This window comes from Pseudomonas grandcourensis, from assembly GCF_039909015.1.
Taxonomy (GTDB): Bacteria; Pseudomonadota; Gammaproteobacteria; order Pseudomonadales; family Pseudomonadaceae; genus Aquipseudomonas; species Aquipseudomonas grandcourensis.
The window spans coordinates 2,748,421-2,774,349 of sequence record NZ_CP150919.1 but is presented as its reverse complement, the minus strand read 5'-3'; the positions used below and the strand labels follow the sequence as shown (position 1 = coordinate 2,774,349).

Below are 25,929 nucleotides of genomic sequence, written 5' to 3'. Positions count from 1 at the left end.
GATTCGTTTCATCAACCGGATGTGGAGCGTGCTATGGACCAGAAGACTTTTATAAAAACCCTGCGCAGCTGGCAGAACGGCTCGATCAGCCGCCGCGAGTTCCTTGGCCGCACCGGCCTCGGTATCGCCGCCGCCGTGGTCGCCACCAACATGCCCGGCCTGCTGACCTCCACCGCCGAGGCTGCCGAGCAAACCAAACTCGGTGATCGCCTGTCGCTGGCGACCTGGCCGAACTACCACAGCCAGGAAAACCTCGACGCCTTCGGCAAGACCACCGGCGCCCGGGTGTCGATGAGCGTGTTCGGTTCCAACGAAGAAATGCTCGCCAAATTGCAGGCCGGCGGCAGTGGCTGGGACGTGCTGGTGCCAACCAACTACACCATCAGCACCTACGTCGGCTTGGGGCTGATCGAGCCGCTGGACCTGTCGCGCATTCCCAACTTCGATGCCTCGGCGTTCCAGCAGAAGTTCATGGCCCAAGGCACGGTGGACGGCAAGGTCTACGCGGTGCCGAAAAACTGGGGCACCACCGGCATGCTCTACGACACCGGCAAGCTGAAAAACGGCCCCGCCAGCTGGAAGGAATTCTGGGCCGCCGCCCAGGGCCCGGCCAGCGGCCGAACGATGGTCCACGACTACCAGTTGACCGCCATCGGCAACGCGCTGAAAAGCTTCGGCTACAGCTTCAACTCCCTGGACCCGAAAGAACTGGCCGACGCGGAAAAGCTGCTGATCGAGGTCAAGCCGCACCTGTTCGCGATCAACTCCGACATCCAGCCGTCGATGCGCAGCGGCGATGCCTGGCTGGCGATGTCCTGGACCGGCGACGCCTCGCAATTGCACCGCGACAACGCGCAAATGCAGTTCGAACTGGGCAAGGAAGGTGGCGAACTGTGGAGCGACTTCTTCGCTATCCCCAAAAGCTCGGAACACAAGGACGCCGCCTACGCGTTCATCAATTACCTGCTCGACCCGCAGCACAACAAGCTCGAAGTGCTGAGCCACGGCTACCCGAGCGGTGACAAGCGTGTCGACGCGCTGCTGCCTGTGGCAATGCTCGACGATCCGATCATGTACCCGGCCGCCGAGGCCCTGAGCCCGCTGGAGTTCGGTGCCGCCGCGACGCTGACCAGCCCGGCGCGCGCCGAACTGATGGCGCGTTTCAAGTCCGCCTGATCGCTTGACCATGGCCAATGAGGAGTCACCCATGAATGCCGCCGCCCACCCGCAAACGGTGCAGCCGGGCCATGCCCTGTCGGTCGAGGTTCGCCAACGGCGCAGCCTCGGCCGGCGCATCACCCTTCTGATGCTCTTGCCTTCGACCCTGTGGTTCCTGCTGCTGTTGTTGATGCCGCTGGTGATCATCCTGGTCTTCAGTTTCGGCGAGCGCAGCGCCGTGGGCGGTTACGCCGGTGGCTTCACCCTGGCCAACTACCTCAACCTCGGTTCTCGCGGCGCGGCCTTCAGCAACACGCTGATGCTAGCGCCGCTGGGCACCCTGGTGTGCCTGGTGGCGGCGTATCCGTTGGCGTACTTCCTGGCGGTCAAAGTCACCAGGAACCGCTCGCTGTTGCTGACCCTGGTGATCGTGCCGTTCTGGACCAGTTTCCTGATCCGCACCTATGCGTGGATTTTCATCCTCAGCGGCAAGGGCATTCCGGCGCTGCTGGCCAGCCTGGGGCTTGAGGATGTGCGGCTGATCAACACGCCGTGGGCGGTGCTGATCGGCATCGTTTACGGCTACCTGCCGCTGATGGTGTTCCCGATCTACGTCAGCCTGGAAAAGCTCGACAAGCGCCTGCTCGAAGCCTCGGCGGACCTGGGCGCCAGTGCCTTCGAAAGCTTCCGCCGGATCACCCTGCCGCTGTCCGCGCCGGGGATCATCACCGGGGTGATGCTGGTGTTCATCCTGTTGATGGGCGAGTTCCTGATCCCGGCCATTCTCGGCGGCGGCAAGGTGTTCTTTGTCGGCAACGCGCTGGTCGACCTGTTCCTGCAATCGCGCAACTGGCCGTTCGGCAGTGCACTGGCCATGACGCTGGTGGCGATGATGCTGCTGATCATCGGCGTGTACTTGAAACTGGTGGCGCGCTACGGCGGCCGCCCTGCCGACGGAGGCCTGTGACATGTGGCTGCGCAGCTATTCGACCTCGCTGTACCTGTTTCTCTACGCACCGATTGCCTTGATCGTGCTGTTCAGCTTCAACGCCGGGCGCAGTGGCCTGGCGTTCCAGTGCTGCTCGGTGCAGTGGTTCGGCACCGCGTTCGGCAACCCCTTCATCATGGAAGCCCTGGGCAACAGCGCGCTGATCGCCTTCAGTTCAGCGGTGATTGCCACGCTGTTCGGCACCCTCGCGGTGTTCGGCTTGCAGCGCTGCGGCGCAAAAGTGCGCTTGCTGTTCGATGCGCTGACCTATTGCGCGATCATCGTGCCGGGCATCGTCATCGGCATTTCAACACTGATCGCCTTCATCAGCCTGTTCGACCTGATCAACCCGCTGCTGGCGAGTTGGCTGCCGACGGTGCCGAAGCTGAACATGGGCTTCTTTACGGTGATCGCCGCGCATTCGTTGTTCACCATGGCCCTGGTGATGGTGATCGTGCGCAGCCGTGTCGACTCGCTGGACAAGGCCTTGCTCGAAGCTTCTGCCGACCTGTACGCGCCACCGATGGACACCTTCTGGCGGGTGACCCTGCCGCAGATCAGCCCGGCGATCATGGCGGGGTTCCTGCTGGCGTTCACCTTCAGCTTCGACGATTTCATCATCGCGTTCTTCGTTGCAGGCTCGGAAACGACGTTGCCGATCTACATCTTTTCCTCCATCCGCCGCGGTGTGACGCCAGAGATCAACGCGATTTCCACGGTGATCATCTGCGTGTCGCTGGCCCTGCTGTTCACTTCCCGCCATCTGCAAAACCGCCGTACCGGCGTCCAGGAGTCGCACCATGCGTGATCAGCTCTACATCAACGGCGAATGGGTCAGCCCGGACCTGGGCGGCTATCTGGATGTGATCGATCCGGCCACCGAGCAAGTCTTCCACCGCGTGGCGGCAGGCACTGAAGAGGATGTCGACCATGCCGTGCGTGCGGCCCGTCGCGCCTTCGACAATGGCTGGGGCCAGACCAGCGGCGCCGAGCGTGCGCAGTGGCTGGAGGCGCTGGCCGATGAGCTGGAAAGTGGCCAGCAAGCACTGGCGGAACTGGAAGTGCGCGACAACGGCAAGCCCTTGCCCGAAGCGCAGTGGGACATTGGCGACGCTATCGGTTGCTTCCGTTACTACGCCGGTTTGGCCCGCGAACTGGACCAGCAGCAGGATCAGCCGCTGGCCTTACCGGACGCGCGTTTCCACTGCCGCATCCGCCACGAGCCGATTGGCGTGGCCGGGCAGATCATTCCCTGGAACTACCCGCTGCTGATGGCCGCGTGGAAGGTCGCCCCAGCCTTGGCCGCCGGGGCCACAGTGGTATTGAAACCGTCCGAACTGACGCCGCTGACCGCCCTGGAACTGGCCGCCGCCGCCGACCGCATCGGCTTGCCGGCCGGGGTGCTGAACCTGGTCACTGGCCTCGGCGCCGACGCCGGCAGCCCCCTCACCGAACATCCGGGGGTGGACAAACTGGCCTTCACCGGCAGCGTGCCCACCGGGGCGAAAATCATGTCGGCGGCGGCGCGGGACATCAAGAGCATCAGCCTGGAACTGGGCGGAAAATCCGCCTTCATCGTGTTCGACGACGCCGATGTCGACGCCGCCGTGGAGTGGATTCTGTTCGGGATTTTCTGGAACCAGGGCCAGGTGTGCAGCGCCACGTCGCGCCTGTTGGTGCAGGAAAGCATCGCCCCGCGCCTGATCGAACGGCTGGTGGAAGAAACCCGCAAGATCAGCATTGGCCCAGGCATGCAGCCCGGCGTGCTGCTCGGGCCGCTGGTCAGCCAGGGCCAGTACGACAAGGTGCTCGGTTTCATCGACCAGGGCCTGGCCAGTGGCGCCCGTTTGCTCACCGGCGGACGGCGACCGGCGCATCTGGCCGAGGGTTATTTCGTCGAACCTGCGATCTTCGATGAGCCGGGGCACAGCAGCATCTTGTGGCGCGAAGAAGTGTTCGGCCCGGTGCTGTGTATCAAGCGCTTCAAAACCGAAGAGCAAGCAGTGCAAATGGCCAACGCCAGCCGCTTCGGCCTCGCCGCCGCCGTAATGAGCGCCGATTTGCAACGCACCGCCCGGGTCGCCAACCAGTTGCGCGCCGGGATCGTCTGGGTCAACTGCTCGCAACCGACCTTCGTCGAAGCGCCCTGGGGCGGGATGAAACACAGCGGCATTGGCCGGGAGCTGGGGCAATGGGGGTTGCACAATTATCTTGAGGTCAAGCAGGTGACCGAGTACGTCAGTGACCAGCCTTGGGGTTGGTATTTGAAGTAAACAGGTCAACTGTAGGAGCGGGCTTGCTCCGGACGGCGATCCGACGATAGCGGTAGGTCAGCCAATATCTCTGTTGGATGTGCTGGCCCCTTTCGCGGGCAAGCCCGCTCCCACAGGGGTTGTGGCTGGCCGCGGGATTCGCGCTGACCAGCAGGCTTGTGACAACGGGTTATCAACGCGTAACTTGAACGGCCTGCCCTTCAACACACGCCGGAGTTGATCCATGCGTATCGCCTTGCTGTCTGACATGCACCTGTCCGTCAACGCGATCCCCTTTCCCGCCGTGGATGCCGATATTGTCGTGCTCGCCGGGGATATCGCACGGCCGGCCAAGGCCATCGAGTGGGCCACGGCCTGCCCGGTTCCGCTGCTGTACGTGGCGGGCAATCACGAGTTCTATGGCAGTGACCTGGTCTCCACCTACGAGCAACTCAACAGCCTGGCGCAAGGCACGCAGATCCATATTCTGGAACGTTCGGAGTACGTCCACGACGGCGTGCGTTTTCTTGGCTGCACGCTGTGGTCCGACTATCGCCTTCTCGACAGCCCTGAGGATCGGGCGCTGGGCATTGATCTGGCGACCCAGCTGATCCGTGACTTCAGTCACATCAAAATCGCCCCCGATTTCCCTGACCTGCTCACGCCGGCCATTTCCCAGCTGGTGTTTCTGCAGACGGTCGCCTGGCTGCAAGACTGTTTCACCCGCGACAGCAGCACGCCCACGGTGGTGGTCTCGCATTTCGCCCCGACGCGGTCGAGCATCAGCCCGACCTTTGCCGATTCGCCGATCAACTCAAGCTTTGTCTCGGACCTCGAAGCGCGGATCAAAGACTGGCAGCCGGCACTGTGGCTGCATGGCCACACCCATGGCAGCTTTGATTATCGGGTGGGCAACACCCGCGTGGTCTGCAACCCCCGGGGCTATGCCAGGAATGGCATCAATGAGAATCCTGATTTCGATGAGGCGTTCGTGATCGATCTGTAGATGTGAGGTCGCGCTGAAATCAACAGTCTCCAGACTCGTGCCCGATGGAACGCCGGCAACCCGCTACACTTTCCTCGCTCCGCCGCTGCACCAAAGCGGCCCAAACCCCTGACTTCTGATCTGGAGGTATCCCATGAGCGACAGCAGCGAACTCACCACCTTTACCGGCTGGGCCGCCACGGCAGCGGGCGCGCCACTGGAGCGCTACAGCTACGATCCCGGTCCGTTGGGCAACGATGAGGTGGAAGTCGCCGTGGAATATTGCGGCGTCTGCCACTCCGACCAGTCGCTGATCGACAACGACTGGGGCATCAGCCACTACCCGTTCATTCCCGGCCATGAGGTGGTTGGCCGTATCGTGCGCCTGGGCGACCAGGTGCGCGGCCTGGAAATGGGGCAACGGGTGGGCATCGGTTGGTACAAGGGCAGTTGCATGCATTGCACGTCGTGCATCGAAGGCTCCCATAACCTGTGTCGCACCGTGCAGCCGACCATCATCGGCAGCAACGGCGGCTTTGCCGACCGCATTCGCTCGCACTGGGCCTGGGCCTTGCCGATCCCCGCCGGGCTCGATCCGGCGATGGCCGGGCCGTTGTTCTGTGCAGGTTCGACCGTGTTCAACCCACTGGTGGAATTCGGCATCAAGCCCACCGACCGGGTCGGCGTGGTGGGCATCGGCGGTCTCGGTCACCTGGCGCTGCGCTTCCTCAACGCCTGGGGCTGCGAAGTCACGGCGTTCACCTCATCGCTGAGCAAGCAGGACGAAGCCAGGCGCCTGGGCGCGCACAAGGTGGTCGCCTCGACCGATACCAATGCGCTCAATGCCATTGCCGGCACCCTGGACTTTCTCCTGGTCACCGCCAACGCCAACCTCGACTGGAGCGCCATGCTCGCCACCCTGCGCGGCAAGGGTCGCCTGCACTTTGTCGGCGTCGTGCCTGATGCCATTCCCATGCATGTGTTCGAGCTGATTCCCCAGCAAAAAACCATGTCCGCCTCACCCGTCGGCTCGCCCGCCAACACCGCGACCATGCTGGAGTTCTGCGCACGCCACCAGATCGTGCCGCAGGTCGAGATGTTCCCCATGAGCCGGATTAACGAGGCCATCGATCATTTGCGCAGTGGCAAGGCACGCTACCGCGTGGTGCTGGACGCCAGTCAGTGACAGGCGACGAACGAAGAAAAAGGGCCGCTTATTCAAGCGGCCCTTTTTTTGCCCTCAGGGATTAGCCACCTGCGCAGGTGCCGCCGGCATGTGCGGGTCATTCCAGGTGAACCGATAAGCTTTGCCGGCCTCTTGCGGCAGGCATTTGCCGTTGTCGGCGTCCGCGCCCACGATCGACCAGTTCGCCCGGGAGTTTTCGCCCAGTTCATGGGCCGCTTCGGGCTTGAAGCACTGGTTGAGCACGTCATCCGGCACCAAAGCGTAGGCCTTGGGGTGTTCACGCAAGTAAAGCGCGGCCTTTTCGATGGTCGAATTGTCCATGCCGAAATGCACGATCGGCTGCCGGGCGAACAACCAGTGTCCCTCCTCCCAGTTGACCAGCACCAGATCGGCGCCCTGGGTCATGGATGCCGCCTGGATCATGAGCACCTGATCGATGTTGGTGCCTTCCTTGAGCGGTTCGATGAAACCACGGGCGAACCACAACGCGAACCAGGTTGCCACCAGTGCCGGGAACACCCGGCGCAAACGCGGGTGCCGTTTGAACCAGCGCTTGAGCAGCCACGGGATCAACGGTGCGGCGACCAGCACCAGCCCGGGCAGCGCCGGGTAGATGTACAACTTGCGCTTGCCCGTGCTGATGCAGAAAAACAGCACCACCAGCACCACCCAACCGAGCAATACCAGGACCCGGCCGTCACGTTTTTGCAACTGCCGGCGCCAGGCGGGCACCAGCCATGGCAGCACCAGCACCAACGGCAGCCAGTACTGCGGAATCACGTTGGTGAAGAAGTACCAGAACGGTTCGCGGTGATGCCACGCGGCGGCATAACGGCCCGCCGTCTGATGCAGCAGGATCTCCCGCGCATAGGCTACTTCGTCGGCGTTGCCATTGACGATGATGGACAAGGCCAGGGGCAGCAGCCAGATCGCGATCGCCGCGAGCATCACTGCTAACCCGAGCAACCACTTGCGTGCCTCACCGGGCATGGCCACCACGCCGGGCCAGCCTTTGCGCACTGCATAGGCATAAGGAATCAGCAACAGCGCCGGTAGGAAACCCACGCCCTTGGTGATCACGCCAATGCCCATGGCCGCACAGCCCGCGTAGAACCAGCGCCACGCAGGGCCGAGCAGCAGGTGCCGCGCCAGGCCGTACAGGCCCAGGGAGGTGAACAGAATCAGGAAGCTGTCGATCTGACCGGTGCGCAAAATGCTGTAGGTCTGGTAGGTCGCCAGGTACAACAACGCGGCATTGCGCCCGATACGCTGGGTCCACAGGCGCCGGCCCAGGTCATAGACCATCGCCGTGACCGTCACCGCCGAAAACAGCCCCGGGATATACAGGGCGATGTTGGGTTTGCCGGTCAGCCAGGTGAAGAACGCCACCGTCCACATGAAAATCGGCGGCTTGTCGCCGTAGATCTCGGCGGCCCGGTGCGGGATCAGCCACGAGCCGTTTTGCAGCATCTCCAGCGCGACGCCGAGGAAACGCTCCTCATCCACATTCTGCGCCTGACGCAGGCCCATGCCCGCGCCGATCAGCAACAGGGCAAGCAGCATCAGGCCCAGGCATTCGACCCTGGGCGACAACGATCTACGCATGGTTATTCCTTCACGCTTCTGCTTTTGGCAATCAATTGCAGGTTGCGGAAATAGACGATGGAGCCAAACGCCTGCCCGACGATGAACACCGGGTCCTGACGGTAAATGGCGTAGGCGAGCAACAAGGTGCTGCCTACGATGCTCAGGTACCAGAAGTTGGTCGGGATCACGCTGCGTTTCTTGTACTCGCTGTACAACCACTGCAGGACAAACCGCCCGGTAAAGGCAACCTGTCCCGCAAAGCCGACCACCAGCCACAGGGTTTCACGGGTCAGAGTCATCCTTCGAGCTCCTGGGCCTGGGTGTTCAGGCGCGTGCGTTTGATCAGCCACCAGACGCCGATCAGGTCAAGAATGCCCACCAGCGCGCGGTCGAGGTTGCCATATTTCGAGACCCCGGCCGTGCGCGGACGGTGGTTGACCGGGTGCACGATCATGCGCCCGTTATGACGCTGGATCAGCGCCGGAATATAGCGATGCATGTGGTCGAAGTACGGCAGGCGCAAGAACGCCGCGCGCTCGATCAGCTTCAGGCCGCAGCCGGTGTCCGGGGTGGCGTCCTTGAGCAGGCGACGGCGCAGGTTGTTGGCGAACCGCGAGGCATAACGTTTGCTCGCGGTGTCGCGGCGATTGACCCGGTGCCCGGCCACCAGTTGCACGTCGATCTTGCCCGGTTCGCCGCGCACCAGCGCGAGCATGCCGGGAATGTCCGCCGGGTCGTTCTGGCCGTCGCCATCGAGAGTCGCCAGCCACTGCCCGCGGGCCTCGCGGGCCGCGTGGTACAACGAAGTGCTCTGCCCCAGCGACCGCTCGTGATGCAGGATACGCAAGGTGCTCAAGCCGTTTTGGCGAATCTGCCGCAGTTCCTGCAGGGTCGAATCGGTGCTGCCATCGTCGACCACAATGATTTCGTAAGACTCATCGGCCAGTGCCACGCGGATTTCCTCAAGCAGCGGCTTGAGGTTGTTTGATTCGTTCTTGGCGGGAATCAGTACGGATACAAAAATGTCTTGGCTCATGGGGTCTCTCTCGCCTTTTTTGATTTTTTCGAGATCGGAGGCGAACGCTTCAAATCCGATAGAACTGCCGATACCACTTCACAAATTCTCTTACGCCGGTTTCCAGCGTCACCTGCGGGCTGAAACCCACCCACTCGGCCAGTGCCGAGACATCGGCCCAGGTCTTGACCACATCACCGGCCTGCATCGGCATATAGTTGCGCCGGGCCTCCAGGTCCAGGGCTGATTCCAGGCACTCGACGAAATCCAGCAACGCCACCGGCATGCCGCGACCGATGTTGAAGAGCCGGTTGACCCCGGCGGCAGAGCCTTCCGGCACCGGAGGCCTTGGGCGCAGTCGGGCGATACCTTCGACAATGTCGTCGACATAGGTGAAGTCGCGGGACATCTGCCCCTGGTTGTAAATGTCGATGGGCAGGCCTTTGAGGATGGCGTCGGTGAACTTGAACAGCGCCATGTCCGGGCGACCCCACGGGCCGTAAACGGTGAAAAAGCGCAGGCCACTGGCTTTCAGGCCATACAGGTGGCAGTAACTTTCAGCCAGCAGTTCATTGGCGCGCTTGCTGGCGGCGTACAACGAGATGGGATGTTCGACAGGGTCTTCGACACAGAACGGCATCTTGCTGTTGGTGCCGTACACCGAGCTGCTCGAGGCGTAGATCAGATGCTCGGGGCGGTGGTGCCGACAGGCTTCGAGCACATTGAGGAAACCCACCAGGTTCGATTGCCCATAAACATCCGGGTTGTCCAGCGAGTAACGCACCCCGGCTTGAGCAGCCAGGTGCACCACCTCGGTAAAAGCGTGTTCTCGAAACAGGCTGATCAGGGCCGGTTTGTCGACGATGTCCATTTTCCGGAAACGAAAACCCGGCAGAGTCTCCAGCACCTTGAGGCGTGCCTGCTTGAGTTCCACGTCGTAGTAGTCGTTGAGGTTGTCGATACCGACGACCTCCTGACCCTCGCGGCACAAGCGCTGGACCGTATGAAAACCGATGAAACCGGCCGCACCGGTGACCAGGACGGTCATAGAGCGTACGCCGGCGAATGCACCGTGATCGGCGCGAGATTACTGATCCAGACCCTCATCAGCTTCATGTGTCGTTCCTGCTTAGGGCGTCATTCGCCCACGGTTGCGTTATGAAGCTTATAAAACAGAAACATTTCAGTTTCGATAACCCCTCGCCCAACCCCAGCAAAAATAAAATATTTGGCCGAAATCACCGCTGCTATCTGGCCGATCCGTCATGGGGTTTGTAAAACCGGAACAAGCCGATATCCACGGTCCTGATGTATTCCCGGGCCCAATCCGGCTTGACGGTACGATCATGGAAATACAGGGCACCCTGGGTGCGATCCGGCAGTTCCTTGTTCAGGGCCTTGCGCGCGATTTCCTTGGCCATCGTGTAAGGCACCTCTTCCTGGACCGAATCGGATTTGCCGTCGCACCACCAGGAGAACTGGCAACTCCTGGTCTCCGAACCCTGCTTGACCACTTTGCACACCGTGTCCGGAAAGCCCTCGTGGCCCAGGCGATTCATGACCACGTTGGCCACCGCCTCCATATCGGCGGCGTCCTTGCCCTTGGCTTCCCAGTAAATGGACCGGGCCAGGCAGGTGATCGCATCGTCCAGCGGCGCGGCACCGGCCGGGTCGACGGCCTGGACTTCGGACGGGGTAATGGCTTCTGCCTTGGGCGCAGGTGCGGGGTTGTTGTTTTCGGCGGCTTTCTGTTCCAGCACCTCGGCCTTGTTCTCGGCCGCTTGCTGCTTTTGCGCTTGATCCGCAGCGGATACCGGGCCGGCAAGCAACGTCAGGGCGAAGCAGGTGGCGATCCAGTCGAAGCGCATGGTCGGTGTCACTCGGTGAGTGGTTCGATTCAGACTAGTAGTGAAATGATTTCGCCCACCCCACTACACTCTGGATAAATCCGTTGTCTTGGATGGACCAACTTCGCGCATCATGGGCGCAATCTGCTCAAGGGGATATTCATGGGTTTCATCTCATCCGCAATGCGTTTGACCGGTTTGTCTCTGGGCCTGGTATTCGCCGCCCACGCCGTGGCGGCCGACGAAGCGCAATTGGTCGAATCGATCAACGTCTACCGCAGCCAACTGCAGCGCTGTGCAGGCCAGGTCTCATCGGAGCTGCCGCCGCTGTCGGCCGACCCGCGTCTGGTGCTGTCCGGCCCGAGCATCGGCAATCTGCAGCAGGCCATGGCCACTGCCGGTTACCCCATGAAGAATGTGCAGGCCATCAGCCTGTCCGGGCCTCGCGATGCCGCCTCGGCGATGAAGGCGATTCAGGAGAGTTTTTGCCAGATCGTCCTCGACCCGCAATTCGTCGACATCGGCGTCAGCCGCCAGGACAATCAGTGGCGCATCGTCGTGGCGCGGCCACTGCTGAGTTCACACCTGGGCGACTGGCAGACCGAGGGCCAGAAGCTGCTCATCGAACTCAACGCCGCACGGGCCAAGCCGCGTCAATGCGGCACCCAGTCTTTCAATGCGACCGCGCCGCTGGCCTGGAACGCCACGCTGGCCACCGCCGCCGAAGGCAACTCACGCTCCATGGCCAACAACAACTACTTCGATCACAAGGACCGCGATGGCCGCACCCCGGGTGACCGCGCGGAACTGGCCGGCTACGACTTCCAGCAGATCGGCGAAAACATCGCCGCCGGACAGGACAGCGTACGCAAGGTGGTCGAAGGCTGGCTGACCAGCCCCGGCCATTGCGCCAACCTGATGAACCCACAGTTCCGCGAACTGGGCGCGGCGTATGCGACCGATCCGAAGAGCGATGCGGGGATTTACTGGACAGCGATGTTTGGGGCGCAGTGAACAACTTGGCGAGTTTCTTTACGGCGAGATGACAAAATGACAAGCATCCCGATAGGTTTGATTGCCGGATTGATACTGGCGCCGATGATACTGACTTGTTTCGCTGTCGCCTTCATCGCACACAAGTACGTTGACGCAATCGAAGAACGTCTACCCAATTGCTCTTTTATAAAAACCACCAGAGACGCATTTTCGGTTGGCGGCCTGGTCGGCAAGGTCATGCGCGGTGGCGCTATTGCCATGGTATTGATGATGCCAGCACTCTGCGCTCGAAGAGGTGTTGTTGATGCCAAAGAAGTGAAAAACCTTCCAAGGCACTACAAAAATCTTTTGATTATTCCGGTGATTATTTTGTTCGTTTTGTTTTTTTCCCTGATCGCACTCAGGGTTTCGGCCTACTTCATAGAGAGCCATTGAAAAGGACTAAAGAATCAAGTTCGTTTTGGAAGAAGTCACACCGCCTATCCAACAAAAAACCCGAAGCCCTGTCATGGGCTCCGGGTTTCTTTTTTCGCAGTGAACCTCAGTGGCTACTCATCCCGGCCGCGTGCATCAACATCCGCAACGCCCCCGCCACCACAATGATCCTGATCAACTACTTCGCCCGTTACCGCGAGCAGCTCAACCTGGGCGGCGAAAAACTGCCCCTGACCGACAGCCTCAAGACCATCGAGGACGTGCGCCGACTGTTGATGGCTCGCGGTGAACTGTGGAGCCATGTGTTGGGTGAAAACAACCTGATGTGTGCGCTGAACCAGGAGCTGTGCCATCCCGACCGGGTGATCGAGGATTATGACGAGATCGCCTTTTTTCCACCGGTCACCGGGGGTTGAGGCATGACGGTTCGGGTCCAGCGTGAATTGTTCGACGTCGGCCGCTTGATCGACAGCCTGCAGGCGAACGATCCGGGGGTGGGTGCCGTGGTCAACTTCGTCGGCTACGTGCGCGACATCAATCAGGGCGAGGCGGTCACCGGGATGTTTCTGGAGCACTACCCGGGCATGACCGAACGCTCGCTGCAGAACATCATCGACAACGCCAGGGCCCGATGGCCACTCCGGGCCATGGAGATTGTGCATCGGATCGGCCCGTTGTCGGTCAGCGAGCCGATCGTGTTTGTCGGCGTCAGCAGCCCCCATCGTCAAGCCGCTTTCGAAGCCTGTGCGTTCATCATGGACTTCCTGAAAACCGACGCGCCGTTCTGGAAACGCGAAGACGTGGCGAGTGGCGCACGCTGGGTCGATGCCCGTGAAATCGACCGTTCAGCCGTCGAGCGCTGGGCAGATACGCCGCATCAGCCGGCTATGCAACGCGCGTCGGCGTAGCTACAGTCATTGGCTCCAAGCTTTCTGCACAAGGAATTCCCGCTTGAGCCCCACGCCCTCCCCGATCACCCAACAGGATGTGCCGCAACCCCGGTCCATCAGCCTGCGCGAAGCCTTCCTGTTCTGGCTCAAGCTTGGCTTCATCAGTTTCGGCGGGCCGGCCGGGCAGATTTCGATCATGCACCAGGAGCTGGTCGAGCGCCGGCGCTGGATCTCCGAGCGGCGCTTTCTGCATGCCCTCAACTATTGCATGTTGCTGCCCGGGCCTGAGGCTCAGCAGTTGGCAACCTACATCGGCTGGCTGATGCACCGGACCTGGGGCGGCGTGATCGCTGGCGTGCTGTTTGTGTTGCCGTCGCTGTTCATCCTGATTGCGCTGTCCTGGGTGTACATCGCCTTTGGCGAGGTGCCCGTGGTCGCCGGATTGTTCTACGGGATCAAGCCTGCGGTCACGGCAATCGTGGTGCAGGCGGCTCACCGGATCGGCTCGCGGGCGTTGAAGAATGGCTGGTTATGGGGCATCGCCGCTGCGTCCTTCGTGGCCATCTTCGTGCTCAATATGCCGTTTCCGCTGATCGTGCTCGGCGCAGCAGTCATCGGTTTTTTCGGCGGACGCCTGGCACCGGAAAAATTCAGGACCGGTGGCCACAGTGCGGCGAAAAAGTCCTTCGGCCCGGCCGTGATCGACGATGACACCCCAACCCCTGAACACGCCCGTTTCAGCGGCTGGAAACTGGCGCGCCTGGCCGTGATCGGTGCGATCTTGTGGACGTTGCCCATGGCCATGCTCACTGCGCTGTTCGGCTGGGAAGGCACGCTGACGCAAATGGCCTGGTTCTTCACCAAGGCCGCGCTGCTGACCTTTGGCGGCGCCTACGCGGTGCTGCCGTATGTCTACCAAGGCGCGGTCGGTCACTACGCATGGCTGACGCCGACGCAGATGATCGACGGCCTGGCGCTCGGTGAAACTACGCCTGGTCCGTTGATCATGGTCGTCGCCTTCGTTGGTTTTATCGGCGCCTACGTGCTTCAGGTCTTCGGGCCGGATCAGGCGTTTGTCGCCGGTGCCGTGGCCGCCACGCTGGTGACCTGGTTCACCTTCCTGCCTTCGTTCCTGTTCATCCTCGCCGGCGGGCCGCTGGTGGAATCGACGCACAACGAACTCAAGTTCACTGCGCCGCTGACGGCCATTACAGCCGCCGTGGTCGGCGTGATTCTCAATCTGGCCTGTTTCTTTGCCTACCACGTGCTGTGGCCCAAAGGCTTCGAGGGAGCACTGGACTGGCCTTCGCTGCTGATCGCGATGGTGGCGGGCGTTGCATTGCTTCGTTTCAAGCGCGGAGTGATCGAGGTTTTGATCGGCTGCGGGTTGATCGGCCTCGGTGTGCACCTGATGTTCTGAATCAAACGTTTACACGCGACCCAATCCTCCCTAGTATCCAGCCATCCCCGGATGGCTTGTTCCACTCGCCACCGACGATTTCCACCGCCGGAAACCTGCGCCATGCGTACTTTGCCGTCAGAACAGCACCTGCTGAACCTCTCGAACCTGGCCACCTCGCTGCTGGCCGCGGACGGCATTGCATGAAGCGCATCGTCAACCTGCCCATGGCCCTGCGCCGCTCCAAATTGCGTCATTCCGCACGTCCGCCGGATAGCACCCTGCTCGCCTGATCGGCGAGCTCCCTCCTTCGCTATCCCTGCGTTTGCCCAGCGTATGCGTTCCCTGTGGGAGCGAGCCTGCTCGCGAATGCGGTGTGTCATTGACCGTTGATGTCGAATGACATTCCCCATTCGCGAGCAGGCTCGCTCCTACAGGTTGCGCACTTCGACTGGCTGACATTGGGTTCTCCCAAATTTGCGTGGACACCGACATGACTCAACGTTGCAATTCCTATTACACCGCCACCCTCAACCAGGACACCGATTACCCGACGCTGCAAGGCCGGCACCGGGTTGACGTGGTGATCATCGGCGGCGGTTTCACCGGCGTGGCCACCGCCGTCGAGCTGGCGGAAAAAGGCCTGAAGGTCGCCATCGTCGAAAGCCACAAGATCGGCTGGGGCGCCACCGGGCGCAACGGCGGCCAGGTCACCGGCAGCCTGTCGGGCGACGAGGCCATGCGCAAACAGATGCGCCGCACCATCGGTGATGAAGTCGACGATTTCATCTGGAACCTGCGCTGGCGCGGGCACCAGATCATCCAGCAGCGCGTGGAAAAGTACGGCATCGCCTGCGACCTCAAGCACGGCCATCTGCACGCGGCGTACAAACCCGCGCACATGGTCGGCTTGCGCAAGGATTACGAAGAGGCGGTGCACCGTGGCATGGGCGACGAGGTCAGCCTGCTCGACCGCAGCCAGGTGCGCGACCTGCTGCAAAGCGACCTCTACCACGGCGCGATCAAGAACACCCGCAACATGCACCTGCACCCGCTCAACCTGTGCATCGGCGAGGCCCGCGCAGCCGAGAGCCTCGGTGCGTTGATCTTCGAGAACAGCGAAGTGCTGGAGATCATCCATGGAGACACGCCGGGTGTACGCACGGCCCAAGGACAGATCGACGCCAACCAGGTACTGCTGGCCGGCGACGTCTACCACAAGCTGGAACCGGGCAAGCTCAAGGGCAAGATTTTCCCGGCCATGGGCGGCATCGTTACCACCGCGCCGCTGGGCGATCTGGCCAGACAGATCAACTCCGAAGACCTGGCGGTCTACGACTGCCGTTTCGTGCTCGACTACTACCGCCTCACCGCCGACGGTCGCCTGTTGTTCGGTGGCGGCGCCAACTACAGCGGCAAGGATTCGCGGGACATCGCCGCCGAGCTGCGTCCGTGCATCGAGCAGACCTTCCCGGCGCTCAAAGGCGTGGCCATCGACTACCAGTGGAGCTGCGCGATGGGCATCGTGATCAACCGCATCCCGCAACTGGGCAAGCTGTCGGACAACGTCTGGTATTGCCAGGGCTACTCCGGCCACGGCATCGCCACCACCCACATCATGGGCGAAATCATGGGCCGGGCGATTACCGGGCAACTGGAACAGTTCGACACCTTCGCCGCCTGCCAGCACATCCGCGTGCCCATGGGCGACCTGCTCGGCAACCCGATGCTCGCCGCCGGCATGTGGTACTACCAGATGCTTGAGCGATTGCGCTGAGGTTACTGGCCAATACATTCAACATGGATGTTGTTTGTACCGGCCTCTTCGCGGGCAAGCCCGCTCCCACAAGGTTTGTTTGCCGGCCTCGATATTTGTGGTCGACATCAATCCCTGTGGGAGCGGGCTTGCCCGCGAAGGGGCCGGAACATTCAATACACCTGCCAGCAAAAAATCCTCAAGCCTGCACCACCTCAATCCCCAACGCCCGGTAGTCCTCGACATTGCCTGACGCCACATGCCGCTCGGTGATCAGCGTATGCACGCGGTTGCAAGGCGCGACGACAAAGGGTTCCACCGCCCCGAGCTTATCCGCCGTGGTGACGGCAATCACGTGGGAGGCACTGTCGAGCATCGCCTGTTTCACCGGCACTTCATCGAAATGCAGTGAGCTCAAACCCACTTGCGGGTGAATCGCGCAGACCCCGGTAAACAGCAGATCGGCCTTGATACCCGCCAGCAGCCGCAGGGTTTCGTGGCCGCTGGCGGACATCGTCGCCGGGTTGAGCTGGCCGCCCGCCAGAATCACCTTGATGCCTTTGTATTCGGACAAGGTGATGGCCGTCATCGGCGACGCGGTGATCGCGGTAATGGCGATCTCCAGCGGCAGCGAACGCGCGATCTGCAAGGTGGTGGTGCCGGAATCGAACACCACGATCTGACCGTCCTGCACCCGTTGCGCGGCAAGTTGCGCCAGATGGGTTTTCACCTCGTCGGTTTCGCTGATCCGGGTGAAGTAGTCCTTGCCGGTGTCTTTGGGCCGCGGCAACGCCCCGCCGTGCACCCGCTGCACCAGGCCGGCACTGGCCAGCTCCGCCAGATCCCGGCGGATGGTGTCTTCGGACACCACGAAATGCTGGCTCAACTCCGAGGCCATGACCTTGCCGTCACGCTCGAGGATCAACAGGATTTTTTGCCGGCGTACCGATGGAAGTTCGGCAGCGGAATGGTTGTCGTGCATGTTTTTGCCCGCTTATGCATGTAGTTGCGCGTTACACGAGAGTATCCGCAACCCGGAGCAAAAACAACGAACCGGCCAAGTATCATTTTTTTCGATCTTTCAAATCATTACGCCGAATTTTTTATTTTCCCGTGACCTGTTCAAGATGGCGCCGTCACTCATGTTTTGGATGGAAACCTCATGAATATCAATTTTGCTTTTGCGTGCATGATCGTGGTCTCGTTCACCATTGCGCTGGTTCACGCCTGACCGACAGGTCGCGGGGCGTCAAGATGTGCAAGGTCGCGGTAAAAAGCCTGACAGATCAGGAATATGCTCTATAACCAGTGGTGACACGATTTCCGAGCAGGGGAACTGGAAGGCTCCCCCGGAAGTTGATCTCTAAAAAAGCTGCGGACAATTGAGTGCCCGCCAGGAGACACCACTCTATGAAAGCCCTGAAAATCGCCGCCAGTGAAGGCGCATCCGCCTGTTTCCTGAATGCCCGGGAGGTGGTCCCGCTCGGTCACACCGACTTCACCGACGTCGCCGTGGCCGTGGTGTCGGTCAATGATGTGCTGGCCGGATCCCTCGACGTCATTCAGCGCACCGGTTTTGATATCCCGATCTTCCTGGTGGCGTCCCCCGGCACCAGCACCCACCCCCGGGAAGTCTACAAACACCTCAATGACGTGCTGCTGCAAGTGAACGGCATCTTCGACCTGTCCCCCAGCAACGTCGAATACCACGGCAACCAACTGGAAACCGCCGCCAAGGCCTATGAAGAAAGCCTGCTGCCACCGTTCTTCGACGCGCTCAAACACTACACCGAGGCGGCCAACGCGACCTTTGCCTGCCCCGGCCACCAGGGCGGCCAGTTCTTTCGCAAGCACCCGGCGGGCCGGCAGTTTTTCGACTTCTTCGGCGAGACGCTGTTTCGCGCCGACATGTGCAACGCCGACGTCAAGCTCGGCGACCTGCTGATCCACGAAGGCCCGGCACTGCTGGCGCAGAAACACGCCGCGCAGGTGTTCAATGCGGACAAGACCTACTTCGTACTCAACGGCACCTCGGCCTCGAACAAGGTGGTGACCAACGCCTTGTTGACCCCCGGCGACCTGGTGCTGTTCGACCGCAACAACCACAAGTCCAACCACCAGGGCGCGCTGTTGCAGGCCGGCGCCACGCCGGTCTATCTGGAGACCGCACGCAACCCCTACGGTTTTATCGGCGGCATCGACGCCCACTGTTTCGAAGAGGACTACCTGCGCGAACTGATTGCCGAGGTCGCCCCGGACAAGGCGCAACTGCCGCGGCCGTTCCGCCTGGCGATCATTCAACTGGGCACCTACGACGGCACCATCTACAACGCCCGGCAAGTGGTCGACCGCATCGGCAAGCTGTGTGACTACATCCTGTTCGACTCAGCGTGGGTCGGCTACGAGCAGTTCATCCCGATGATGAAGGACTGCTCGCCGCTGTTGCTGGATCTCGACGAGAACGATCCGGGCATCTTCGTCACCCAGTCGGTGCACAAGCAGCAGGCCGGTTTTTCCCAGGCCTCCCAGGTGCACAAGAAAGACCGTCACATCAAAGGCCAGGCGCGCTATTGCAACCACCACCGGCTCAACAACGCGTTCATGGCCCAGGCCTCCACCAGCCCGTTCTACCCGCTGTTCGCCTCGCTGGATGTGAACGCGCGCATTCATTCGGGCCGCAGCGGCCTGCGCCTGTGGGAAGACTGCGTGAAGTTCGGCATCGAGGCGCGCAAGTTGATCCTCGAAGCCTGCACCATGGTTCGCCCGTTCGTGCCGCACACCATTGAAGGGCGCGCCTGGGAAGACTATCCGACGGAAGAAATCGCCAACGACATCCGCTTCTTCGAGTTCCACCCCAAGGACCGCTGGCACGCCTTTGCCGGCTACGCCGAGAAGCAGTACTTCATCGACCCGTGCAAGTTGCTGTTCACCACGCCGGGCATCGACCCGGTGGACGGCAGCTACACCGACTTCGGCATTCACGCCGGCATCCTGGCCAACTTCCTGCGCGAGAACGGCATCGTCCCGGAAAAGTGCGACCTCAACTCGATCCTGTTCCTGCTCACCCCGGCCGAAGACTGGGCGAAGATGACCCACCTGGCCGCGCAAATCGCCCGTTTCGAACGCTTCATCAGCGATGACGCGCCGATGAGCCGGGTGCTGCCGGCGATCTACGCGCAGCATCAGGAACGCTATCGCAACTACAGCATTCGCCAGCTCTGCCAGGAAATGCACGACCTGTATCGCCACCACAACGTGCAGCAGTTGCAGAAGGACATGTTCCGCAAGGAGCACTTCCCGAAAAAGGCCATGAACCCGCAGCAAGCGCAAATCGAGTACATCCGCGGCAACGTCGAACTGGTGGCGCTGGCGGATGCCGACGGGCGCATTGCCGCCGAAGGTGCGTTGCCTTACCCGCCGGGCGTCTTGTGCGTGGTGCCGGGTGAAATCTGGGGCGGCGCGGTATTGAAGTACTTCCTGGCCCTGGAAGAAGGCATCAACCGCTTGCCCGGCTTCACGCCGGAGTTGCAAGGGGTGTACCTGAAGCAGGAAGGCGGTCGTACCCGGGCGTATGGGTACGTGATCAAGGCCTGATGGCATGCAGCAGGAGCCGGTGTGGGCCGGCGCCTGCCCAATGCATCGTTCTAGAATTTTTCCGCGATGTACTTGAACGGATAGTTCGGATCCCGATAGTTGCCGGGACTTTGGCGCTTGGGCAGTTTCACTTTCGCCCGCGGTACTTCCTCGTAGGGAATGCTGTTGAGCACATCGCTGATGATGTTCAGTCGCGCCCGTCGTTTGTCATTCGAGTTGGCGACCCGCCACGGGGCGAACTCGGTGTCGGTGGCCTCGAACATGTCGTCCCGGGCACGGGAGTAGTCGTACCAGCGGTTATAGGACTTGAGGTCCATGGGTGACAGCTTCCAGATCTTGCGCCCGTCGGTGATACGTTCCTTGAGGCGCCGGGTCTGTTCCTCCTGGCTCACTTCCAGCCAGTACTTGATCAGGATGATTCCCGATTCCACCAGCGCCTGCTCGACGCGCGGCACCACGGTGAGAAAACTGCGCACCTGCTCTTCGGTGCAAAAGCCCATGACCCGCTCGACTCCGGCGCGGTTGTACCAGCTGCGATCGAAGATCACCACTTCACCGGCCGCCGGCAGGTGCGGCAGATAACGCTGCACATACATCTGGCTTTTTTCCCGCTCGGTCGGCGCCGGCAGCGCCATTACCCGGAACACCCGCGGGCTGACCCGTTCGGTGAGCGCCTTGATGGTCCCGCCCTTGCCGGCGCCATCGCGGCCCTCGAAGATGATGCAGACCTTGGCGCCGGTGTGCTGCACCCACTCCTGCAGCTTGACCATCTCGACATGCAGCTGCGCCAGTTCCTCGAGATACACCTTGCTCTTGAGCTTGCCGCTTTCAACCGGTTTGCCTTTGGTTGCGGCCTTCTTCTTCGCCATGCCCGTTACCTCCTTCAATGCGTCACATAGCGTCCGGAGTGCCCCCGGCCGCGTTCATTCAGTGTCGACTGCGCTGATAATGTTCAACCGCCAGTTCCAGGTTCAGGAACATGCGCGCCTCGCCCAGCGCGTGGCCCAGGGGAGCCTTGATGACCATCTCCCATACGCTCGGGCTCATGCCCACCAGCCACAATGAAATGCCTTTTTCCTGCAGTTGCTGTTCCGCCCCGGTGAGCATTTTCAGCGCGGTGTATTCCAGGTCGAACACGCTGCGCAGGTCCAGGACCACGACCTTGGGGTTCGCCACGTCAATCAGCGGCCGGATCTTGTCGGCGATGCGCTCGGCATTGGCGAAGAACACCCGCCCTTCGGGCCTGAGCAACAGCAACCCGTCAAAGTGTTCGTCATCGATGTGTTCGGCGGACTGCGGTCGGTACACATTGGTGCCGGGCTTGCGCCCCAGGACATGCACGGGCGGGTCCGAAACCTGATAGGCCAGGGCCAGCAACGAGACGATGATCGCCACGACGATCCCTTGCAGAGTGCCCAGCAGTATCACGCCGATCATGGCCACCACGGCCCAGGCAAATTCGGTACGGCGAACCGACAGGATTTCGCGAAATTCCGCCGGCTCGATCAGGCCTACCGAATACACGATCACCACGGCGGCGAGCGTGGCATTGGGCATCAGGCCAATGAGCGGTGCCAGCAGCAGGCACGTGCCCAGCGCCAGTGCGGCGGTGACCAGTGCAGCCAGTTGCGAACGGGCGCCGGCCAGGCGGTTCACCGCCGTCTGGGTGGTCCCGCCACCGGCGACCATGGCCCCGAGAAACGCACCGCCGATGTTGGCAACGCCGGTGGCCAGCAGCTCCCGGTTCGGTTGTGGCGCGGGCTCGTCACTGCGGGCGAACGCGCGCCCCGCCGCGATGGTTTCGGTGAAACTCATCAGCGCGATACCCATCGCCGAGGACCACAGGGTCTCGGCCATCGACCATACCGGCAGGGTCGGCGCGGGCAACCCGATCGGCACCACACCGACGGCGGACACACCAAAGCGCTCCAGGCCAAACAGGCTCATGCCGATGATGCCAAGCGCCACCGCAATCAAGGGTGCGGGCAGTCGGGGTGTAAAACGTTTCATGCCCACCAGCAGCAAAACCATGAACACACCGACCGCCACGGTCGGCAGCGAGGCATGGCCGACGCTCTGGACCGTCGCCACCAGGTTGTGCAGGAAGCCGCCTTTGTCGATGTGCGTGCCCAGCAGTTTGGGCAACTGGTCGAGCACGATGACCACGCCGATGCCGGCCTTGAAACCCACCAGCACCGGTTCGGAAATGAAGTTGGCGACGAAACCCAGGCGCAGCAGCCCCGCGACAATCAAGATCGCGCCCACCATCAGGGCCAGCGTGGCGGAACCGGCGAGCAAGGTCGCCGCATCGCCATCGGGGCTGAGCTGGCCCAACGCGGAGCCGGCGAGAATGGCCAGGGTGGTCGTGGTGCTGACGCTAAGCGGGCGCGACGTACCGAGCACGGCATAGATCACCATCGGCACCAACGCCGTATACAGCCCGACCTGCACCGGCAGGCCGGCAATGGTGGCGTACGCCAGCGCCTTGGGAATGACCACGGCCGCTGCCGTCAGCCCGGCGACCACATCGCCTCGCAGCCAGTCCGGCCGGTAGCTGTCGAGCCATTCCGGGATCAACAGGCTGCGCAAGGTTCCCCGCTGTGGAGTGCCTGGAGTCCGCTCTTGCGGATGGCTGCCTTGCTGATTCATCAGTCACTCCAATCGCAAATCGTCCATGCGGATGATGAGTGGGCTCAACTGACCGCACAATCCTTTAACTGCACGCGCAACCATTGCAAACCCTCATCGGCATCGAAGCGCGTGTGCCAGCAGGCAATCAGCTCAGGCTCGGGAAATTCAAAGGGTGGGGCATGGCAACTGAGGTTGAAAACACCAGCAAACGTCCGGGCAATCGGGCTCGGTAGATTACAAATGTAGCCGGTTTGCGCGGCGATGATCGGCATTGCCATGAAGTTTTGCACGACCGCGCCAATTCTTCGGCTCAAGGACTGCGCGGCGAGTGTGCGGTCGATGATGTTGCCGCCGCGCTCGTGCATGCTGATCACCACGTGCGGCCGCTCAAGGTACAAGTCCAGCGGGAAGCGCCCGGCCGTCAGGCCTTCGCGTTGCCAGATCAGGGTCAGCAACTGCACGGTCGTCAATGACTCGCAACGCACGCCTGCGCCGAGGGCGGCGGGCGTGTTGAGCATCAGGTCGATAGCCCCGCTCTCGAGCATCAACGACAAGGTACCGGGTTCAGGCAGCGGTACGATTTCAATGACGACCCCGGGCGCGACCACGGAAATGAGCTGGAGCAATTTGGGCAGGATCAGGAATTCGACGAAGTCGCCTGCCGCGATGCGGAACGTGCGTTGAGCCGTGGCTGGCGAGAACGACTCGCCGCCCTGCAGCACCTGGTCGATCTTTTCCAGGGCCTCACGCACCGGGCCAATCAGTGCCGTGGCCCGTGAGGTCGGCACCAGCCCTGAACGCCCGAGCACGAACAATTCGTCGCCCAGGCGTTCACGCAATCGGCGCAAGGCATGGCTGACGGCTGACTGGCTCAAGGCCAGGCGCTCACTGGCGCGGGTGACGTTCTGGGTTTCCCACAGGGTGATGAACACCACCAGCAAGTTCAGATCGAGGGTACGGATATTAATACTGTGCATTCTTGGAATGTTACCTATTCATTTTACTCATTGTAAGGCCTTTGATTTAGTGCACCCATCGTTCACACGGCGGGAGCCTCACAATGAATAAGAATATCCCCCTGAGCATGGGCTGGTTCTGTCCAACCCTGGGTGACACCAGTGCCTTCGGTGATCCCGGCCAGGACATTCCACGTTCCCTGGAGCACTTCGAGCGCGTGGCCATCGCAGCGGAGACTGCCGGGTTTGACTACATGCTGCTCCCTGTCAGCTCCATTTGCTGGGACGCCTGGGTCGTTGCCTCATACCTGGCATCGCGCACCACCCGCCTGAAAATGCTCGCGGCGCTCAAACCCGGCTATATCCACCCGGTCACCCAGGCCAAGATGATCGCGACCTTTGATCAGATGTCTCAGGGCCGCATCTACCTCAACCTGATCGCCGGCGTCAGCGACAAGGACGCCTATGCCGAAGGCCAACGCACGGCGAAAGAAGATCGCTACGATCAGTTGCTCGAAGAAGTCGAGTTGATGAAGCGCCTGTGGACCGAGCAAGACGTCGAACACAACGGCAAATACTTCCAGGTCCATGGCCCGAAAATCATGCCGGCCACGGTCCAGCAGCCACACCCGCCCTTCTTCCTCGGCGGCGGTTCAGAGCAGGCCGCCGAGATTTCGGCCAAGCATTCGTCGGTCCACCTGTTCTGGGGTGACTACCCGGAGCGCATCGCCGGGCAGATCGTCGAGATGCGTGCCCGCGCGGCCAAGTACGGGCGCGAGGATGAGATCCGCTTCGCCATGCGCCTGCAAATCATCTGCCGCGAAAACGAAGCGGACGCCTGGGCTGCCGCCGAGGCGCTGATCGCCGGAGCGGAGAATTCCGCACTGGCCGCCGCCGTGCAACTGGCGGCCAAGAGCAATTCCGTCGCCAGCCAGCGCGCCGCCGAACTCTCCAAAACCGTCGGTCGCAAGATGACGCCGCACCTGTGGACCGGGATCACCGAAGTGCGTCCGGGCGCGGGCATCGCGGTGGTGGGCAACCCGCAACAGGTCGCTGCGCAACTGATGGAGTTCGTCGAGGCCGGCTGCACGGGTTTCTGCCTGTCGGGTTATCCGCATCACGAAGAAGCCAAGCGTTTTGGCCGCTTGGTCATGCCCTTGCTCTGCCCCTGAATCGCCGCCTGACCCAGCAAAAAAAGCAAAAACAAAAACAACAATAAATTCGCCGCGCACCCAGCGCGGCGATGGAGTCTCCTTGCATGAACCCTTCGAACTTCGATCCGCGGCAGTTCCGCCAGGCGCTCGGTGCCTTTACCACCGGCGTCACCATCGTCACCACCCGTGGCGCCGACGGGCAAGACTATGGCCTGACCGCCAACAGCTTCAACTCGGTCTCGATCGACCCGCCGATGGTGCTCTGGAGCTTGAACAAGGACTCGTCGTCGGCCCACGCCTTCACCGGTTCCGAACACTTTGCCGTGCACATCCTGGCCACCGATCAAGAACACTTGTCCAACCGGTTCGCCAAACGTGGCACGGACAAATTCGCGGACCTGACCACTACCCGCGGCCACGATGAGATCCCGTTGCTCGATGGCTGCTCGGCACGCTTCCAGTGCCGCACGACCTACCAGTATGAGGGTGGCGACCACATTATCCTGGTCGGCGAAGTGCTGGCGTTCGATCGCTTCGATAGCTCACCGCTGGTGTTCCATGGCGGCGACTATCGGCGTCTGCTGGAACCTGCCGTCGCTGTGGACCAAAGCGTCTACGGCGACAACTGGCTGGGCTTCCTGCTCGGGCGCGCCTACTACCAGATGCAATTGCCAATTCGCCAGCAACTCAAGGCCATGGGCATGAGTGACCTCGATTTCGAATTGCTGGGCATGCTCAGTTTCGGTGAAGGCAAAACCTTGACCGAGTTGCGCCGGCTGTTTGAATTCGTCGGCAAGGATCTGCGCCAGGAACAGCTGGACACCTGGGTGAACAAAGGCTTGCTCTCCCTGGAAACGCCGGTTGATGGCGCGCAACGGATTTACTTCACCGACCCCGGGCGGCAACTGACCATTGAGTGGCTGGCATTCGCCAAGGCGGCGGAAATGACGGCGCTGGAATCCCTCGATTACGAAGAGGCCCAGCAGTTGAAACTGCTGATCGGTCGAGTGATCCAGCACACCGGCGAAACGCTGCCGGCGCACTGGCGCAAGGAAAACATCTGGCAGGACAACAACCTCTGGCAACAACCTGGCTGAACG

General features: G+C 61.7%; 24 protein-coding genes. 15 read left to right on the top strand and 9 right to left on the bottom strand.

Going from position 1 to position 25,929, the window contains the following annotated elements; genetic code table 11:
- Window positions 1–33: 33 nt before the first annotated feature.
- The 6 genes from AABM52_RS12515 to AABM52_RS12490 all read left to right on the top strand — a co-directional run bounded on the left by AABM52_RS12515 (window position 34) and on the right by AABM52_RS12490 (window position 6,569).
- Entirely contained in the window at window positions 34–1,176 is a 1,143-nt protein-coding gene (locus AABM52_RS12515) for a spermidine/putrescine ABC transporter substrate-binding protein (RefSeq protein ID WP_347912051.1), read from the top strand.
- A gap of 31 nt (window positions 1,177–1,207) precedes the next feature.
- Entirely contained in the window at window positions 1,208–2,125 is a 918-nt protein-coding gene (locus AABM52_RS12510; RefSeq protein WP_057715264.1) for an ABC transporter permease, read from the top strand.
- A 1-nt stretch (window position 2,126) separates the two neighbouring features.
- Complete coding sequence (locus AABM52_RS12505; RefSeq protein WP_015095519.1) at window positions 2,127–2,954, top strand: ABC transporter permease; 828 nt, start codon at window positions 2,127–2,129, stop codon at window positions 2,952–2,954.
- On the top strand, window positions 2,947–4,419 hold the full coding sequence (locus AABM52_RS12500) for an aldehyde dehydrogenase family protein (RefSeq protein WP_347912050.1): 1,473 nt from the start codon (window positions 2,947–2,949) through the stop codon (window positions 4,417–4,419). Before AABM52_RS12505 ends, AABM52_RS12500 begins: the two co-directional genes overlap by 8 nt.
- 223 nt (window positions 4,420–4,642) lie before the next feature.
- Entirely contained in the window at window positions 4,643–5,404 is a 762-nt protein-coding gene (locus AABM52_RS12495; protein WP_347912049.1) for a metallophosphoesterase, read from the top strand.
- Window positions 5,405–5,537: 133 nt separating this feature from the next.
- Window positions 5,538–6,569, top strand: a complete 1,032-nt coding sequence (locus AABM52_RS12490) for an NAD(P)-dependent alcohol dehydrogenase (protein ID WP_347912048.1) — start codon at window positions 5,538–5,540, stop codon at window positions 6,567–6,569.
- Window positions 6,570–6,623: 54 nt separating this feature from the next.
- Here AABM52_RS12490 and AABM52_RS12485 read toward each other — a convergent pair whose 3' ends face one another.
- The 5 genes from AABM52_RS12485 to AABM52_RS12465 all read right to left on the bottom strand — a co-directional run bounded on the left by AABM52_RS12485 (window position 6,624) and on the right by AABM52_RS12465 (window position 11,039).
- Window positions 6,624–8,174: a glycosyltransferase family 39 protein gene (locus AABM52_RS12485; protein ID WP_347912047.1), complete on the bottom strand. Its 1,551-nt coding sequence runs from the start codon at window positions 8,172–8,174 to the stop codon at window positions 6,624–6,626.
- A 2-nt stretch (window positions 8,175–8,176) separates the two neighbouring features.
- Window positions 8,177–8,455, bottom strand: a complete 279-nt coding sequence (locus AABM52_RS12480; protein WP_347912046.1) for a lipid-A-disaccharide synthase N-terminal domain-containing protein — start codon at window positions 8,453–8,455, stop codon at window positions 8,177–8,179.
- The gene (locus AABM52_RS12475; protein WP_347912045.1) at window positions 8,452–9,192 is read right to left on the bottom strand and encodes a glycosyltransferase family 2 protein; all 741 of its coding nucleotides are present in this window, start codon (window positions 9,190–9,192) and stop codon (window positions 8,452–8,454) included. Before AABM52_RS12475 ends, AABM52_RS12480 begins: the two co-directional genes overlap by 4 nt.
- Before the next feature lie 49 nt (window positions 9,193–9,241).
- Window positions 9,242–10,219 carry an NAD-dependent epimerase gene (locus tag AABM52_RS12470; RefSeq protein WP_347912044.1) on the bottom strand — a complete coding sequence of 326 codons (978 nt, stop codon included), beginning with the start codon at window positions 10,217–10,219 and terminating at the stop codon, window positions 9,242–9,244.
- A gap of 199 nt (window positions 10,220–10,418) precedes the next feature.
- The gene (locus tag AABM52_RS12465; RefSeq protein ID WP_347912043.1) at window positions 10,419–11,039 is read right to left on the bottom strand and encodes a cell wall hydrolase; all 621 of its coding nucleotides are present in this window, start codon (window positions 11,037–11,039) and stop codon (window positions 10,419–10,421) included.
- A gap of 141 nt (window positions 11,040–11,180) precedes the next feature.
- Here AABM52_RS12465 and AABM52_RS12460 point away from each other — a divergent pair, with 141 nt between their 5' ends.
- The 6 genes from AABM52_RS12460 to AABM52_RS12435 all read left to right on the top strand — a co-directional run bounded on the left by AABM52_RS12460 (window position 11,181) and on the right by AABM52_RS12435 (window position 16,515).
- The gene (locus AABM52_RS12460) at window positions 11,181–12,032 is read left to right on the top strand and encodes a CAP domain-containing protein (RefSeq protein ID WP_347912042.1); all 852 of its coding nucleotides are present in this window, start codon (window positions 11,181–11,183) and stop codon (window positions 12,030–12,032) included.
- A gap of 36 nt (window positions 12,033–12,068) precedes the next feature.
- Window positions 12,069–12,449 (top strand): hypothetical protein, encoded by a 381-nt coding sequence (locus AABM52_RS12455; RefSeq protein WP_347912041.1) that lies wholly within the window; start codon window positions 12,069–12,071, stop codon window positions 12,447–12,449.
- A 164-nt stretch (window positions 12,450–12,613) separates the two neighbouring features.
- Window positions 12,614–12,865 carry a molybdopterin converting factor subunit 1 gene (gene moaD, locus AABM52_RS12450; RefSeq protein ID WP_046044028.1) on the top strand — a complete coding sequence of 84 codons (252 nt, stop codon included), beginning with the start codon at window positions 12,614–12,616 and terminating at the stop codon, window positions 12,863–12,865.
- Window positions 12,866–12,868: 3 nt separating this feature from the next.
- The gene (gene moaE / locus AABM52_RS12445; RefSeq protein ID WP_347912039.1) at window positions 12,869–13,357 is read left to right on the top strand and encodes a molybdopterin synthase catalytic subunit MoaE; all 489 of its coding nucleotides are present in this window, start codon (window positions 12,869–12,871) and stop codon (window positions 13,355–13,357) included.
- Window positions 13,358–13,400: 43 nt separating this feature from the next.
- On the top strand, window positions 13,401–14,759 hold the full coding sequence (chrA, locus tag AABM52_RS12440; protein WP_347912037.1) for a chromate efflux transporter: 1,359 nt from the start codon (window positions 13,401–13,403) through the stop codon (window positions 14,757–14,759).
- A 472-nt stretch (window positions 14,760–15,231) separates the two neighbouring features.
- Window positions 15,232–16,515 carry an FAD-binding oxidoreductase gene (locus AABM52_RS12435; RefSeq protein WP_347912036.1) on the top strand — a complete coding sequence of 428 codons (1,284 nt, stop codon included), beginning with the start codon at window positions 15,232–15,234 and terminating at the stop codon, window positions 16,513–16,515.
- A 178-nt stretch (window positions 16,516–16,693) separates the two neighbouring features.
- Here the strand turns inward: AABM52_RS12435 and AABM52_RS12430 are convergent, their stop codons facing one another.
- Window positions 16,694–17,476 carry a DeoR/GlpR family DNA-binding transcription regulator gene (locus AABM52_RS12430; protein WP_347912035.1) on the bottom strand — a complete coding sequence of 261 codons (783 nt, stop codon included), beginning with the start codon at window positions 17,474–17,476 and terminating at the stop codon, window positions 16,694–16,696.
- Window positions 17,477–17,904: 428 nt separating this feature from the next.
- Between AABM52_RS12430 and speF the strand changes: the two genes are divergently transcribed.
- Window positions 17,905–20,088, top strand: coding sequence for an ornithine decarboxylase SpeF (gene speF / locus AABM52_RS12425; protein ID WP_347912034.1), 2,184 nt, complete (start codon window positions 17,905–17,907; stop codon window positions 20,086–20,088).
- A 50-nt stretch (window positions 20,089–20,138) separates the two neighbouring features.
- Here speF and ppk2 read toward each other — a convergent pair whose 3' ends face one another.
- From ppk2 to AABM52_RS12410, 3 genes are read right to left on the bottom strand one after another with little or no spacing between them, the layout of a single operon-like run.
- Window positions 20,139–20,957 (bottom strand): polyphosphate kinase 2, encoded by an 819-nt coding sequence (ppk2, locus tag AABM52_RS12420; RefSeq protein WP_347912033.1) that lies wholly within the window; start codon window positions 20,955–20,957, stop codon window positions 20,139–20,141.
- A 58-nt stretch (window positions 20,958–21,015) separates the two neighbouring features.
- On the bottom strand, window positions 21,016–22,737 hold the full coding sequence (locus AABM52_RS12415; RefSeq protein WP_347912032.1) for a SulP family inorganic anion transporter: 1,722 nt from the start codon (window positions 22,735–22,737) through the stop codon (window positions 21,016–21,018).
- A gap of 44 nt (window positions 22,738–22,781) precedes the next feature.
- The gene (locus tag AABM52_RS12410; RefSeq protein WP_347912031.1) at window positions 22,782–23,696 is read right to left on the bottom strand and encodes a LysR family transcriptional regulator; all 915 of its coding nucleotides are present in this window, start codon (window positions 23,694–23,696) and stop codon (window positions 22,782–22,784) included.
- Window positions 23,697–23,779: 83 nt separating this feature from the next.
- Here AABM52_RS12410 and AABM52_RS12405 point away from each other — a divergent pair, with 83 nt between their 5' ends.
- Both AABM52_RS12405 and AABM52_RS12400 read left to right on the top strand, forming a co-directional pair.
- Window positions 23,780–24,847 (top strand): LLM class flavin-dependent oxidoreductase, encoded by a 1,068-nt coding sequence (locus AABM52_RS12405; RefSeq protein WP_347912030.1) that lies wholly within the window; start codon window positions 23,780–23,782, stop codon window positions 24,845–24,847.
- 86 nt (window positions 24,848–24,933) lie between these two features.
- Window positions 24,934–25,926, top strand: coding sequence for a flavin reductase family protein (locus AABM52_RS12400; protein WP_347912029.1), 993 nt, complete (start codon window positions 24,934–24,936; stop codon window positions 25,924–25,926).
- Window positions 25,927–25,929: the final 3 nt, after the last annotated feature.